We start from the raw sequence: 245 nt of genomic DNA, 5'->3' as shown, positions 1-245 counted from the left end.
TTGTCCTCCAGTCTGGTCTTGCACCGCCAGACGATCGTTTTCTTGCCCCGGTTGTTCCAGTGCAGCCTGCGGAAATGCTCACCGCAGCACTCGCAGGTCACCATGTGAGAGAAGGCGTGGTTTGCGCTGAAGCCCTGCCGCCTTCCGTTCATATCACGCTCGGATGACCGCCGTGCCATTTCCTCCTGCACTCTCATGAATATATCCTTCGGGATGATCGCCTCATGGTCGTCCTCAATGTAGTA

At 56.3% G+C, this 245-nt stretch carries 1 protein-coding gene; it reads right to left on the bottom strand.

The window, feature by feature from the left end; all coding sequences use genetic code 11:
• The coding region (locus QVO51_RS10220) for a recombinase zinc beta ribbon domain-containing protein (protein ID WP_288168172.1) at positions 1 to 245 on the bottom strand (245 nt) is incomplete at both ends.

It is taken from the genome of Ruminococcus sp. CAG:379 (assembly GCF_000434255.1).
In the GTDB taxonomy this organism is placed as follows: Bacteria; Bacillota; Clostridia; order Oscillospirales; family Ruminococcaceae; genus Ruminococcus_F; species Ruminococcus_F champanellensis.
This window is presented reverse-complemented; position numbering and strand designations above follow the sequence as displayed.